This is a genomic window from Sphingomonas sp. BK580, assembly GCF_014194975.1.
Lineage (GTDB): Bacteria > Pseudomonadota > Alphaproteobacteria > Sphingomonadales > Sphingomonadaceae > Sphingomonas.
Map to the genome: position 1 here is coordinate 103,336 of NZ_JACIAY010000011.1, position 13,324 is coordinate 116,659.

The 13,324-nt window shown below is 67.1% G+C and carries 14 protein-coding genes; all 14 read right to left on the minus strand.

Annotated features, from left to right (window positions below; all coding sequences use genetic code 11):
• Positions 1 to 9: 9 nt before the first annotated feature.
• From FHY05_RS17535 to FHY05_RS17600, 14 genes are read right to left on the minus strand one after another with little or no spacing between them, the layout of a single operon-like run.
• Positions 10 to 1,437 carry a conjugal transfer protein TraH gene (locus tag FHY05_RS17535; protein ID WP_260181676.1) on the minus strand — a complete coding sequence of 476 codons (1,428 nt, stop codon included), beginning with the start codon at positions 1,435 to 1,437 and terminating at the stop codon, positions 10 to 12.
• Between the two features lie 41 nt (positions 1,438 to 1,478).
• On the minus strand, positions 1,479 to 2,387 hold the full coding sequence (locus FHY05_RS17540) for a conjugal transfer protein TraF (RefSeq protein ID WP_260181677.1): 909 nt from the start codon (positions 2,385 to 2,387) through the stop codon (positions 1,479 to 1,481).
• Positions 2,368 to 2,775 carry a hypothetical protein gene (locus FHY05_RS17545; protein WP_183945723.1) on the minus strand — a complete coding sequence of 136 codons (408 nt, stop codon included), beginning with the start codon at positions 2,773 to 2,775 and terminating at the stop codon, positions 2,368 to 2,370. Before FHY05_RS17545 ends, FHY05_RS17540 begins: the two co-directional genes overlap by 20 nt.
• Positions 2,753 to 4,546, minus strand: a complete 1,794-nt coding sequence (locus tag FHY05_RS17550; protein WP_183945724.1) for a conjugal transfer protein TraN — start codon at positions 4,544 to 4,546, stop codon at positions 2,753 to 2,755. The genes FHY05_RS17545 and FHY05_RS17550 overlap by 23 nt, the downstream gene beginning before the upstream one ends.
• Positions 4,547 to 5,290, minus strand: coding sequence for a type-F conjugative transfer system pilin assembly protein TrbC (gene trbC / locus FHY05_RS17555; RefSeq protein ID WP_183945725.1), 744 nt, complete (start codon positions 5,288 to 5,290; stop codon positions 4,547 to 4,549).
• 10 nt (positions 5,291 to 5,300) lie between these two features.
• Positions 5,301 to 6,317, minus strand: a complete 1,017-nt coding sequence (traU, locus tag FHY05_RS17560; protein WP_132910724.1) for a conjugal transfer pilus assembly protein TraU — start codon at positions 6,315 to 6,317, stop codon at positions 5,301 to 5,303.
• Entirely contained in the window at positions 6,314 to 6,592 is a 279-nt protein-coding gene (locus FHY05_RS17565; RefSeq protein WP_183945726.1) for a hypothetical protein, read from the minus strand. The genes traU and FHY05_RS17565 overlap by 4 nt, the downstream gene beginning before the upstream one ends.
• Positions 6,592 to 7,230: a type-F conjugative transfer system protein TraW gene (gene traW, locus FHY05_RS17570; RefSeq protein WP_183945727.1), complete on the minus strand. Its 639-nt coding sequence runs from the start codon at positions 7,228 to 7,230 to the stop codon at positions 6,592 to 6,594. Before traW ends, FHY05_RS17565 begins: the two co-directional genes overlap by 1 nt.
• The gene (locus tag FHY05_RS17575) at positions 7,227 to 7,775 is read right to left on the minus strand and encodes a S26 family signal peptidase (RefSeq protein ID WP_311732513.1); all 549 of its coding nucleotides are present in this window, start codon (positions 7,773 to 7,775) and stop codon (positions 7,227 to 7,229) included. The genes traW and FHY05_RS17575 overlap by 4 nt, the downstream gene beginning before the upstream one ends.
• Positions 7,765 to 8,466: a type-F conjugative transfer system protein TrbI gene (locus FHY05_RS17580; protein ID WP_260181678.1), complete on the minus strand. Its 702-nt coding sequence runs from the start codon at positions 8,464 to 8,466 to the stop codon at positions 7,765 to 7,767. The genes FHY05_RS17575 and FHY05_RS17580 overlap by 11 nt, the downstream gene beginning before the upstream one ends.
• A complete protein-coding gene (locus FHY05_RS17585; protein ID WP_183945729.1) occupies positions 8,463 to 8,822 on the minus strand; it encodes a hypothetical protein in 360 nt (119 codons plus the stop codon). Before FHY05_RS17585 ends, FHY05_RS17580 begins: the two co-directional genes overlap by 4 nt.
• 5 nt (positions 8,823 to 8,827) lie before the next feature.
• Entirely contained in the window at positions 8,828 to 11,407 is a 2,580-nt protein-coding gene (gene traC / locus FHY05_RS17590) for a type IV secretion system protein TraC (RefSeq protein ID WP_183945730.1), read from the minus strand.
• The gene (locus FHY05_RS17595) at positions 11,404 to 12,453 is read right to left on the minus strand and encodes a conjugal transfer protein (protein ID WP_183945731.1); all 1,050 of its coding nucleotides are present in this window, start codon (positions 12,451 to 12,453) and stop codon (positions 11,404 to 11,406) included. The genes traC and FHY05_RS17595 overlap by 4 nt, the downstream gene beginning before the upstream one ends.
• Positions 12,450 to 13,277: a DsbC family protein gene (locus FHY05_RS17600; protein WP_183945732.1), complete on the minus strand. Its 828-nt coding sequence runs from the start codon at positions 13,275 to 13,277 to the stop codon at positions 12,450 to 12,452. The genes FHY05_RS17595 and FHY05_RS17600 overlap by 4 nt, the downstream gene beginning before the upstream one ends.
• Positions 13,278 to 13,324 lie beyond the last annotated feature (47 nt).

Consider the following 13,324-nt stretch of genomic DNA (forward strand, 5'->3'; position numbering starts at 1 on the left):
TCGCTGTCCTTAGTTGAGGCCCTGCGCGCTCAGCCCGCGCGAGAAGTTGAGCGACGCTGCCATCGCCGGCGACATGCTGTTCTGCAGCGTCGACTCGAGCATCACCGATTTGTTGATGAGGAAGATCGTCTGGTTGAGCGTGTCCTTCAGTTTGAAGTCACGCTGCGCATAGCGCTCGCGCGCGGCCGCAAGCTGCTCACGCCACGCCTTGCTCACATCGACATCGCCCGACTGAACCTGCACCGACGACTGGCTGATCCGATCGAGCATGTTGTCGATCATCGCCGAGAGCAGGTTGATCGCCACGATCTCGGCGAGCGCGCTGGTCTCGCCGGGGTTGAAGCTCTGGTGCGCCATCGCCTGCACCGCCAGCATTTTGTAGAGCGGTAGCGAGGTCATGTTGAGCAGCTGCTGCTCCGCGACGTCGAGCGCGCTGTCCGTGCGGATCTTGGAGTTGATCGAGTCGATCATTCCCTTGATCTTCGTCCGCAGTCCGACGGCGATCTGCAGCTGCTGCTCCGTCACCTTGAGGCACTTCAGCTGCTCATCGCACTTCAGGAACTTGACCGGTGTGCCGCCAGTGCCGGTGCCGTCGAGCAGGGCAGTGACGACCGCCTCTTCGGCAGGACCGTGGAAGGCGACCATTGGGCCGCCATCCGGCGCACCCTTCGGGTCGACGACGATCGTGCCGACCAGCGTCATCAGGTACTCGGAGAAGCCCTGGTCGTAGGTGCCGAACTTGTTCGATTTCTGGATTGCGTCCCAGGTGTAGTTGCGCGGCGCGCCGGCCGCGTTCTCGGCCATCTTGGGGTCCTTGCTGGCGTCGATCGTCGCTTCCTGCTTGCCGCCGGGGCCGCATTCCTGCCGCGAGCGCGCCCAATCGGAGAACATGCCCTCGCTGTTGCCGATCGCGGCGCAGACGTTCGAGCGTGCGCCGGCCATCTTGGGCCACAGGCCACCCACCAGACCCTGCGCGGCCTCGCAGGACGAGATGTTCATCTGGTTCATCTGCTGCGCCTTGTTGGCCATGCCGTCCATGACCTTCCCGATCTCCGGGGACACGCTGTCGATAGCGAGCTGGAAGGCGAAGCCGAGCGCATTGTTGGCGGTCGCCTTCAGCATGGCGACCATCTCGGCGCCGTTGATGAAGGAGAAGGAGCCCGTGAAAATGTCGATGCCGCCGCAGCCGGCGCGCACGCTCGGCATCTGCAGGTTGAACGGCTGCACGCTCTTCTGCGGGAAGCGCGTCCAGACGTTGCCCATCGAGTAATAGCCTGCGGTCTGCCCCTGGTAGGCAGAAGGGCCGGTCACATTGGCTGCGCCCCCAGCATCCTGGAAGAAGCTGTTCATCTGACCGGCAACGTCGGCACGAGCGATGTCGACCGGGATCATGCTCGCGGCGCCGAGCACCGCGATGGCCGCGGCGGTACGCCGCATCAGCACGCGGAAGGGTGAAGGGCGAGGGGAGCGGGCGGGCATCAGAAGTCCTCGCCGGGCTTGGTGTTGGTGAGCATGAAGATGCGCTCCATGATCTCGTCGGCCGACATGACGCCGAAGCCGATGGGGACGGTCTTGCGGGTGACGGTGTCGAAGAGCACCAGCGCCGGCGTGGCGAGCGGCACGCCCATGCGCTCGCGCTGGCCGCTGTCGACGACGTAGTTGGGGAAGGAGCGGCTCGGCCCGCCGTCAGTCGAGACCGCCATCACCGTCATGCGGTGGCTGTCGGCGACCGAGCGGAGGATGGGCGAGAACACCTCACAAGCCGCGCAGCTCTGCGCGAAGAAATAGAACATGCCGTAGCGCTGGCCGATACGCGCCAGCGCCTGATCGCGGGTCGCGCTGCGGTTGTCGGTCCACGCGCGCTTGCCAACCGTCGAGACCGGTCGCTGCAGCGTGTAGTCGATGTCGGGGTTCTGCCAGAGCGCGCGCTGCCAGGTGTCGGAAAACACCGAGGCGCGGTCGAGCTGCTCACGCTGGAAGCGGACGTAGGCGATCACGTTGGCCTCGGTCGGCTCGAGGATGGCCTTGTTCTTCAGTTCGTTGAGCTGCCGCGTGATGGCCTTCATGCGATCGGTTGCCGAAGCCTGCGCCTGCTGCACGGCCTGCGGCGTCTTAGGGAGCGCCTTGGGGCGCTCGCAGTAGAACCACTGCCCTAGACGGCGCTGGCCGCAGTAGAAGTCGTCACCCTGCGCCGGCCCAGCCGCGCTTACCTCAAGGACCTCCGGCTGCGCCTGGTCCTCGGCAGTTTCGCCTTCGCCAACGTCCGCCATGGAGGCGGACTGGAGATCCAACGACTGCGCGGGCGCCGCGATCGGCGCGGCCGCGGCGAGCAGCATGAGGAGCGTGGCGGCGAAGCGGCCGCGGCGGTTATCCCTGATCGTCGTCATCGTCATGCTCCCCGTCGAGCTCAATCATTGCGAGTTGAAGGACCGACATCATCCGCGCGACGTCGAGCATCTTGGTGCCCTGATCGAGCATGCGGACGATCCCGCGCAGGTGGCTGCGGCCGTGCTTGCGGCCCTTGATCGTGGCGCGCATGCCTGTCGGGCGGCGAACCAGCCACCCGGCATCGACCATGCGCGGGAAGGAGCGCTCGACCTCGCGCGGGTCGACGTCGCACTGGAACCAGTGGCTAACCGTCTGCGCGACCTCGCCCGCGGAGGTGCCGCGGCTCGAGCGATGAATACGAAGGAACACCGCCAGATCGAGCACCGACATGTCGATCATGCACGGCCCCCCCGGACCGTCCGCATCATTTGCGCCCGTGAAGGTCATAATACCCCTGAATCTTTTGCTGGATGTCGTTCATTACGCTGACCTCATCCGGCAGCTTCGCTGCGTCCATGAACTCGGCATAGACCTCGGAGAAATCCATCCGGGACAGGTCGAGGCGCTGAAACTCCTCGATCGTGAAGCCCTTGCAGGTTTCGTCCTTGGGTTTGCCCCATGGCTTGTTGATCTGCAGGCGACCTTGCTCCTGCAGGATCCGGGAAAGCTTGCTGCCGAAACAGCAGTAGGCGTCCTTCGACGTTACGCAGACGCCGAGGATCTTGTCCGAGCAGTAGGATCCGACCTTATGGCAGAGCCCCTTGTCGTCCTTCTCGTCGAGCTGCTTCTCGGCCGAGCTGCACAGCCACGGCGTCAACAGCGGCACGCCCTTGCCGGAGCAGCAGTTGGAGGCGCCGAAGATCTTCTTGTTGCAGGTGTTGCGCTCGCCCGAGAAGACCGTGAGCTTGTCCGGGTCGAACTGCTTGCCCGCATCGCCGATCGCGTGGAGCGCCACCAGCGCGTCCTTGAACTCGGTCGAGGCCTCACGCTCGATCTGCTCGCAATCGCCGTTGATGCAGTAGACGTCGTTGCCGCAGACATACTGCTTGTCGGTCGCAGCAGGATCGTCAGGCAGCGGACAGCTGTAGACGCGCTGCGACACCTTGCAGGCGCCGTCTCTCGGATCGTCGAGGCACTCGTCGCGGAGGAACTTGCACTGCTTGTTGTCGTCGAGCGCGCTGCAGTCGCTCGCCGGCTGGAGCCGCTGGCAGGTGAAACTCCGCGACCAGGCCCAGCAGCTCTGCGTCACCGCCACGCCCTCGATCGTGCGCGTCTCCGGCCCCTCTGTGCACACCTCGGCGACCTGTGCGGTGCAGCTCGTGTCGGCGGCCAACGCGGGGCACGTGCCCTCGTTGCGCGTCACGGTGACGGTCGTCTCGCCCTCCTTCTTGAGGAAGACGGTGTTCGTTTTGAAGTTAAAGTGGGCCGGGATCTCGCCCTGCGGGATCTCGGTCGAGCAGGAGTAAAGCTGCGCGGTGCCGCTGACCTTGCTCTTACAGAATTTGCGGTAGTCCTCGATGTTCGTGCCACCGGCGCCCATCTCGATTTGGGCATCGCAGACGTGCTTGGACACCGGCTCGGCGCGGCAGATACCGGCCGCGACCTTGGCCTGCATCACCGTATTGCGAGCAAAGCCGTTGCCCTCGTTCTTGTCCGGCGCACCGTAGTAGAACCAGCGTGAGGTGTTGATGACGCTCGGCACCATGGTGCCGCGGCAAGTCTCGTTGGCCTGGGTGACCTTGGAGCCCTTGTTGCAGGTCGCCTCGTAATAGCCCTTCGAGCCGACCGAGGGCGGGAGAGCGGTGCAGGTGCCCGTCGTGCCGCCGATGTTCTGCCCGCCGAGGTAGGTCTCGGGGTCCTTCTCGATCGCGGTGCCGCGCGAGGTCGCCGCGAGGATTTCCGAGTTGCTGAAGCTCGGGCGGGTGCCGGCCGTGTCGACGACGGTGCCATAGGCGTCGCTGGTCGGCGCCGCGCCTTTGCCGTCCATCGTCAGCTTGTCGGGATCGTCGAAATAGACCTTCTCGGGCAGGTCCGTGCCGCCGTAGCCGGGCAGCTCCTGCAGCTTGGCGTCGCTGGGTCCCAGGCTCTCGTCCGCGCGCATCGCCTTGCCCATGGCGTTGCCTTCCTGGCGCGCCTGCTCGATCGTCGTCTGCGCGATGACGCCGCTGGCGCCGCCCGCAATGACGGCGAGGAAAAGCGAGGCGGCGAGGCGCTTCACCTACGCGCCCTTGCCCATGTTGCGCAGCGCCACGGATGCGACGCCAGCGCCAGGTCCGCGCCCGTCAACGAAGGTGTCGAGCACATAGCGCACCGACACGTTGCCGGTGATGCGATCGAACGCCGGGACGGCGGTGCGGCAGTTGAGGCCGGAGCACAGGTCGAAGTCGGAGGAGACCGCGACGTAGGTCGGCACCGCCTGAACATCGAAGGCGCGGAACAGGCGCGGGTCGATGCCAACGTTGGAGAGCTGATCCTTCTCGGTCACGACCTTGCTCAGCGCCTCGCTGAACGCCTTCATCGAATTGTTCGGGAAGCCGCGAAACACGACCACGCCGCCCGCCTTGGCGGTGTCGGCGATGAGCTGGCGCAGCGCCGGCGCCGGCATCGACAGGCTGGCGAAGGTGATGAACTGCGGCGCGTCACCGCGGCCGGTCGACGACACGTTCTGGCTTGCGCCCTTGATGATCTCGTCGAAGTCGAACGCACCGTCACCGTTGATCGGTAGGTCGGCCTTGGCCAGCTCGGTGAGGTTGCCGGTCGCCTTGTCCTGCACCGCGACCGCTTCCTGGCGGAAGGCGTCGCCGCGGTTGCGGACCTGCTCGGCGAAGGTCTCGGCATCGCCCTGCATGGCGGCCGAGCGGCGCTTGATCGCCTCGAGGTCGAGCCCGTCGACCGTCTGACCGATGGCCTGGATGCCGGCGAGCCCGGCGATCCCGGCAGCGACAAGGAGGAAGCGGCGCATCAGGGTCTCCTCACAGCACGCAGCAGTTGCGCTTGCGCCAGACGAGGTAGCCCATGTCCTCGCCCTTCACGGGGAAGGCACGGCCGGCCTGCGGCGGCATCGTCGAGGCGCCGAGCGGCGAGCACGCCGCCTTGCCGCTGACGGTCGGGATCGGGTTGGTCATCTGGACGCGGTATTGCTGCTTCTTCAGCACCGGCATCGGGTACTTGTTGCACAGGCCCTTGGAGCCCATCGTCCCCCAGGCGAGGCCCTCGCGGTGGATCTTGAAGGCGAACCGGGCGAGCGCGAGGCGCGACGCCTGCACGTGACCGACCGAGGCGGCGATGTTGCCGTTGATGGGATACATCGGCCCCTGACAGCCGGCGCACCAGAAGGTCGCATCGAGCGGCAGCTTGGCGGTCGCAGCTATGCAGTCGCCCGCGCACGCCGCCTGCGCGATCGGCGAGGAGAAGAGCACGGCTTCCGGATTGATGAGGGCGGTGAGCGAGTCATCCTGCCAGAGCGGGTCGACCTCCGTCATGTAGGCGATGTCGAACGACGACTGCTCGAAGCACGCGAAATCGGCGAGGATCTCCATCCAGTAGAGCAGGGGGTAGACGTACCAGTGGACGTGCCACTTGGACGTGTTCTGCCCATTGCCGCCCTTCTGCGACGGGCCGGAGAGCTGGCCTTGGCCGATGTCGAAGCCGGGCGAGATCTTGGTGCCGCCCAGGTTCACGAAGCACCACGGCTTGGTGGAGACGTCGGCTAGACGCACAGGCTCCCAGAAGCCCGCCGCGATGCCGATCCGCGGCACAGGCGAGCCGCAGGCGCAGACCGGCAGGTTGGGGTTGTCGGTGTCAGGCCGGTTGCTCGGCCAGATCTTCAGCCCGCCTACCGAGAGCGGAAAGAGGCAGGACCAGCAGACGTCCGTGATCGGGTTGACGAACTTGCCGGTACACTTCGACTGCGCCTCCGCGCGCGGGCTCAGCACCGCCGACAGGGCGAAGGCGAAGAGCGCGAGGGTGAGAAGGCGCAGCGCCTTCACGCGACCTCCTCCGACGAGGTGGCGGCGTCGAGGTAGGCGTTGTCGGCACGGTTCTTCCGGAACACGTAGAGTGTCGTGTGAAGCGCGGTCACTGCGAGGACGGCAGCCACCACGAAGGAGGCGAGCCGACCGAACAGCTGCACCAGCGTGCTGATCGACAGAACGCCGACCGCGGAAGCCACGCAGAGCACCTGGAAGGTCCGGCGCATGCCGCGAAGCTCGTCCGTCTCCGGCGCCGCCATCGGCGTCTTCATCATGTCGAGCCAGAGCGGCATCAGCTGTTCCCTTTCAGCTTGATCTCGGAGAGTTTCATGACGCGGCCGTCCTGGATGGCGACCGCGGGCGTGTGGCGGATGCCGAGTTTGCCGGTCAGCCGACCCTCCTGGTCGAAGTAGAAGCGGCGCTGGCGCTGGGTCATCTCGTCGATCGGAGAGCCGTTCACGAGGATGATCTTGGCTTTGAGATCGCTGTAGTTGGCCGTCGCCCACGCCATCTCGGCGTCGTTGTCACCGTCGATAAAGACGAGCGCCTGGGTGACGGCGGTGAAGTCGAGCGGGTTCACCGTCTGCCCGCGGCGCGCGATGTAATTGCCCTTCTGATCCTGCACGTCGCGCTCGATCGTGATCGTGGGATCATAGGCCCAGGTCCGCGCTTCCGACGCCGGCGTGATCCCCGCGACCGGCTTGGGCCGACGCACGCGCGCCTCGGTCCGCTTGGCAAAGGCGGCGTTCATGCGGTCGATCTCGCCTTCGGCCTGCAGGCGCTGCAGCTTCGCCTCGATCGTCGCCAGCAAGTCGGGCTCCGCGATCGGGAAGGTCTGACCCACGACGCCATGATCGCGCGCGCGCGTCGCCGAGGTCAGCGATATCGAGAGCAGCGCCACAATGGCGGCGGACTCTAGCGCGCGCTTCACAGGATCGGCTTTCCGACGCCGACGATCGCGGCGGTGCAGGCGTAACCGATCGCAGCGTAGCGGCTGTCGAAGCCGTCCTTGTGCGGGCTGCCGACGAAGTAGCAGCCGCGGGGGATGATGCCGGTCGGCCCGGGCACGAGACGCTCGCCGAACTTGCTGACGGGCTTCATGTGCGCGACGAGCTTGCCCGCGACGATGACGTCGGCACCGCGGTGCTCGACCAGGTCTCCGGGCATGCCGTAGACGATCTTGCCGAACATCTGCTTCTTGGCGCCGAAGTGGCGCACAACGAGCGGCGCCTTGGGCGGCACGAAGAACACGTACTCGCCCCGCGCTGGCGTCGCGGTCTTGTGGATCACGAAGGCCCAGTTGGGCAGCGATTGCGAGGAGTTGATGAGCAGCGCGTGGTTCTCGCGCCAGCTCGCCAGCGCGTTCAACGACAACCCGCCTGCCGTGAAGAGCCCGAGCGCCGCCCACAGCCGCTTGCGCGGGCGAAAGCGCTCGCCGGCGACCGGCGCCGGGAGGGCGGCGGCCTTACTGGCCACCGGGACCACCGAAGGTCGAGACGCTGGCGCCCTGAGCCGCCATGTCGGGGGCAGGCGCTGCAACGCTCGCGTCCGTCGAGGGCACTGGCCCGAACGGCGAGCCGGCCGGAACGTTGGTCGGCGTCTGCGCGAGCTCGACCGGGGAGGGGGCTGCGGCTGGCGCGACCTGCGCAACCGGTGCCTGTCCGCGCATCATCGCGCCCATCTGCGCGGGCGATGCCGCCTGCGGCACCTTGACGCCCGCGGCATAGACCGCCTTGGCGACCTCGGCGGTGATGTCGGGCACGCTCTTGGAGAGCACCGCCTCACCGACGAGCACCACCTGGCCAGCCGCGCCGCGGCGCTGCAGCTCGCCGTCGAGCGTTGCCATGAAGGTGCGCATCTGCGCCTGGACCTGCTCGGGCGGGGTTGCACTGCGCGCCTGCGCCTGGACGTACTCGCCGACGATCTTGGAGAGATCCGCCTTGACGATGTGCTGCGGCTTCTCCGCGGTCACCGCCTTGGTGATCCACATCGCCCAAACCAGCGCGACCAGGAGGGCCGCACCGAGGAGCAGCTGCTGCGCGGTGTAGCCGGCGAAGATGGCACGGCGACGCGCGGGCGCGATCGTGGCGGAGGCGGGAACGGGGGCGGGGGCCGCGGTGGCAGGCTGGGGCGCGACAGGCGCGCCCATCTCGTTGTTGTCGGTCATGCGCGCGGCTCCTTGGCGGCCGGGTCACGCGGGAGGATGGCGTGACGGCGGAAGAAGATGAGCGCGCCCGACACGATCATGTGGACGATGCCGACGGTGATCTTGAACTGGTCGACGCGCGCGGGGCCTGCCGCGAGGTAGCGGCTGGTCATGTTCTCGAGGTGGTTCATCATGCCATCGAGCGAGAAGCCGCCCAGCACGAGGAAGAAGAGGACGAACACGCCCCAGGTCATCAGCAGCGTGGTGGCGAGGAAGCCCGTCATGTGCAGGCCGAAGTAGAGCAGGAAGCCGGCATCGGTGCGCGCGGCCCGCCGGGGCGGCGAGAGCGGCACGATGCGATCGGGATGCGTTGCCATGAGGGTCACTCCGCGGCAATCGGGAGCTGGTCGTCGGCGACGTCGCTCCACTTCTCGGGGTTGTCGGGATAGGCGACGCGCTCGATCGCCTCTTCCATCGTCAGGCCGTGGCCGAGCAGGTCATGGATGGCCGCAAAGGTGCGCGGCGAGGACGAGAAGACGGCCGCGGAATAGGGATCGAGCACGAGGCGGCCGACTGCCATCGACTCCGGCCCCTTGATAAGGACGTCCGAATATTCGACGCCGTTGCGCTTCAGCGAGCGCATCAGCGCGTCGGTGTAATCGTCCATCTCGAAGCGGTCGTGCTTTTTGAAGTCCGCAATCGTCTCGGCCTTCTGCTGCAGGACGACGAACCAGTCGCTGTTCTCGAGCGCCGCCTTGGAGCCGTCCGACTTGTAATAGTCGTTGATGCTCTGCGTGGCGGTGACGAGCGAGGCGCCGTACTTGCGGCAGGTACGCGCATAGGCCTCGATGAAGTCGGCCATGGAGCCGCCCTTGAGCATCTGCCACGCCTCGTCGAGGAGCAGCGCCTTGGGAACCGAGCGATCCTCGCGGCGCATCGCCTGGCTCGCCATGAACATGATCGCGGTCAGCGCGACCGAGCGCAACTCCTCGCGCGAGGACAGGTCCGACAGCTCGAAGACGGTGAGGTTGGCCTTGAGCTCGAACGACACGTCGCCGGTGAAGAAGCGCCCGTAGGTGCCCCCGCTCGAGAACGGCCGCATGGCAATCCCGAGATCGGCCGCGACCGGGTTGCCGGTCTCCGCGAGTGCGGCGATCACATCGTCGATGCAGCCGCCACGCCCCTTCTCGGCCCAGACCTTGTTGATCGCGCCGTCGATCAGACCGCGCTCGGTGTCGTTGAGCTTGTCGATGTGGCGCGCCATCTGGTTCACGATGCTTTTCAGCATCGCGAAGCAGTCCATGAGGTAGTCCTCGTCCTGACCCGCGAGATCCGGATCGATCATGGCGAAGGGGTTGATGCAGAAGCCCGACGCCATGGTGAACTCGACGAAGGCACCGCCCTGCAGCTTGGCCGAATGCTCGAACGAGCGGCCGTCGTCGATCACGACGACCTTCGCGCCGGCACCCACCATGGAGGCGCACAGTTCCTGTAGCGCGACCGACTTGCCCGAGCCCGACTTGCCGCACACCGCAACGTTGTGGTTGCCAGCAGCGTTCTCGAACGGTGACCAGAAGAAGGGCTGGCCGCGGCGACCGACCAGCATGAGGTGCGGCTGATGCCCGCCCAGATACTCGCCCTGCATCGGCATGAGGCTGGCCGCGGTGGTGGTCAGCACCGTGCGCATGCGCTTCATGTTCTTGAGGTCGAACGACAGGCCATTGGCCATGGTCATCGGCATGGCGGCGAGCAGGCCCTGGATCTGCAGGTAGCGATCGTCGAGCAGGTCCCAGCCGGCCGCCCGGTACACCGACTTCAGCGTCCGCTCGTTCGAGTCCCCCTTGCCCTTCGGACTGAAGGAAGTGACCGAGTAGAAGGCCTGCACGAGCTTGCGGCCCTGGCGCAGCTCGTCCTTGACGAATTTCCACTCGGCCGACTGGTCCTTCAGCTGCGGCAGCATGCGCGCCGACTTGGAGTCCGCGAGGCTCGTGGTGCGCATGAACTTGCGCCCTGCGCGTTGCCCTTCAGCCTCCGCGTCGGGGAAGTCGAGGCACAGGTTGGTCGAGACCGGGCAGGGCATGCGCAGCTTGTCGGCGAACATGTCGCCGATGAGCTTGGCCATGTCCCATGGCGCCCAGCGCTGCGGCAGGTTGCGCACCGAGAAGGAGCGCACGTCGAACGTGTCGGGGTAGATCTCGCCGATCTCGGGCGCGTCATCGACCGTCTTGCCGGTCGGCCGAAAGCGCTCGGTGCGCAGCAGGATGCGATCGGGCTCGATCTTCATCTCGAGGTCGTGGCGCACTGCCTGGTCCGCGATCGGATCGAACGGATTGTAGGTGATCGTGTCGTCACCCGGCGCCGTCGTCGGCGAGGTCAGATCGTCGATCCACGTGATGAGCGCCCTGGGGTCCATCGGGCGCGAGTGGACGCCGATCGACTCGAGCGTCGAGGCGAGCCCCTCCATGACCGAGACGATCTCTTCGTTGGAGACGCGGCTCGTCTCCGGCGTCGAGTAGGAGAGCGCGAGGCGATGGTTGCGCATGTGGAAGGGCGCCGCGGTCGACAGCGAGTTCCACACCCCACCGAGTAGATACTCGGTGCGGTGCTTCGCCATGCGCTCGTAGACGCCAGCGGCGGAGTAGCGTGGCAAATACCACTTCGCGAGCAGCTCGCTGATGCGCGGGCTCATCCAGCCATGGACCTGCAGCGCGCCCGGTGTCGGGATGCCCTCGGAGAGAAATTGCGCGAGCATCTCGTGGCTTTGCTCGGTCGCACCCATCATGGGCGTGCATTCGAGCACAAAGCCGCGCGTGCCGCTGTTGTAGAAGATCTGCGTCTTAGGATCGTAGCTCCGATACGGCAGCCAGTGAACGAACCGGGGGACCGCGGTGTCGGGACGCCCGCCCTCGGGCTTGGCGCTATCGCCGAGGATCGTTGCCAGCAGGCCGCTCAGGAAGCTCATTGATCCACTCCGGGGAACGAGGGCGCGCGCAGCACCGGGATGACGCCGTTCGCCTTTGCCGCCTCACGCGCCTCCGGCTCGGCGCGCGCGAGACCGGCGCGGATGGCCGGGCTGGCGCCGACCGATGCAAGCGCGGTGCGCCCCGCCTGGGTCGCGTGCGTCGGCACCGTGATGGCCGACGTTGCCGTTGGCCTCGTCGCAGCGCGAGCAGGCGCGGACGGAGACGGGGTGGCAGGCTTGGTGGTGCCGACCGCCTGTGTCGTGGCCGTGCGCGCCTGTGGCGCAGTCGCGGCAGGGAGCGGCGTGAGAGTGTTGGCGCGTGCGCTGCTTGGCGCCGCGGGGACGGTGATTGGCGCACGCGGCTGGCGATAGACCGGCGTCGTTGAGGCCGGCATGCGGCGCGGATTGCGCGCGAGCTGACGGGCGACCTGGTCCTTAATGTCACCGACCGGATCGGCCGGTGCGCGTGCCGCAGCGACCGCGGCCGCACTCGGCATGTCAGGATCCACGCCTGCCTCCGCGTCGCCGGTCATTGGCGGATCGGCGCGGTCGACCGCTGCGAGGAGCGTGTCGCCACCTGTGGCGCTCGCGACCTCGGCCGGCGTGGTCGCAACGGCGTTGCTGGCAAGCTCCCGCTGCCATTCGCCGCGTTGGACCACGGCATGGATCGCGGTCTGCTCGCGCAGGCGCCCTGCGGCGTCGATCTGCGCCGGGAAGACGATGCGCAGCACGCGCTCCTGGCTGCGCGCCGGCGTGGCCGCGGCCGACTGGAAGCCGCCTGCAACGTTGCGGGCCGCGATGCTCTGGTCGCCGCGACCATCCGTCGCTGGTGCGCTGTAGGGGCCTGCCGGCGTAATCATGCGGTCGCCGTCCTCGCCGGCGATCAGCGCCAGTGCGCGATCGTCGATGGTGGAGCTCGGCGCGCAGATGCCGTCCGGCGCGATGCACGAGAAGTTGCCCTTAATGTTGCCGCCCAGCGTCGTGCAGCTGGCGAGACCGGTGCCGGCGAGGATGAGCGCGAGCGCTCCGAGCTTGGTAGCCGTCACGACCGTGCTCCCTCGATGAAGGCAGCGAGCGCCTCCTTGGGCCGGTAACCCTCGATCATCGCGCCGTCGGAGCGGACGATGACGGGCGTGCCGGAGAGACCATGCGCGCGCGCGAACTTCTCGTTGGCGTCGAGACCAGAGGTGTCGCACGTGCCGTCATTGCGCAGCGGCTCGCCGGCGTAGGCCTGATGCAGCGCTTCCTCGCGGTTCTTGGCGCAGTAGACCTGATTGGCGAGATCGCGGCTGCCGAGCACCGAGATGGGCCGCTCGACGACGTGCACGTTCATGGTGCGCAGGGTGTTGGAGAGCGCGCGGCAGTAGCCACAGCGGAAGTCGCTGAAGACGGTGACCGTCTTGCCAGCCGACTTGCCCCACACGATCGCGCCGGTCGCCGGCAGGCTCGTGAGCGAGAGGTGCTGCGGCGCCGCAGGTGCAGAGGGCGACGCGCCGGCTCCGCGCGTCAGTGGCGCCTCGTCGCTGCTGGCCGCGTTGTTGGCCTTGGCCGCCCCGCCGATGAGCATGTCGGGGTTGATCTCGAGGAGGCGAGTTGCGGTGAGGTCCTGCCGCGTCTCCATGTCGTAGACCCGGCCGATCATGAGGTAGCGGCCCGAGCGATCGACGTAGAAGAGGTTGCTGCCGGCAGTCACCTCGCAGAGGCCATCGACCACGCCGCAGTGGACCTTGGAAACCTGCGTCTTGGGCAGCCGCGCCTTGAGCAGCTGGGTAACCGCGACGTTGTCGGCGGGTCTGATCGCGGCATAGGCCTTCATGGCACCCACGCCTGCGACGCCGAAGACGGCCGCGAAGACGGGGATCTGGACCATGCTATTGGTGAGAAGCGCGCGGCCGAACCGGCGCGACCAGCTCTTAG